This is a genomic window from Photobacterium alginatilyticum, from assembly GCF_009910675.1.
GTDB classification, from domain to species: domain Bacteria; phylum Pseudomonadota; class Gammaproteobacteria; order Enterobacterales; family Vibrionaceae; genus Photobacterium; species Photobacterium alginatilyticum.
On sequence record NZ_RSEJ01000315.1, the window covers coordinates 1 to 463 of the forward strand.

Here is a 463-nt window from a genome sequence, read left to right on the forward strand (position 1 = left end):
TCTCCACGTAGTCATCAACAGTTTCTCAATAACTTTAAAGCTGTTTTACCCTCGCATGTCATCCCTATCATCGTGACTGATGCTGGCTTTCGGAATACATGGTTTAGACAAGTTAATGACATGGGTTGGTGTTATCTTGGACGCGTAAGAGGTGATGTAAACRTCTTAATAAAAAGCCAATGGCAACACATCAAGCAGTTGTTTAATCAAGCGARTWGCAAACCTAAATATGTCGGATTCACACAGCTAGCCAAGCGAAAACCATTGCAATGCCATCTTCATCTCTATAAAAAACAAACACCTAAAAAACGTAAAGACCGGCCAAAAGGTCGAGAGCACTTCTCCGCCCAGGCAGTCCATAAGAAGTCAGCACTAGAACCTTGGCTGCTGGCGACTAATATCCCAACAAATCTCGATGTATCGTCAGGCTCTACACCAAACGCATGCAAATTGAAGAAACATT

1 pseudogene is annotated in these 463 nt (G+C 42.4%); it reads left to right on the forward strand.

Going from position 1 to position 463, the window contains the following annotated elements:
- Positions 1 to 463: pseudogene (locus EIZ48_RS28835) on the forward strand (transposase); the annotation flags it as partial.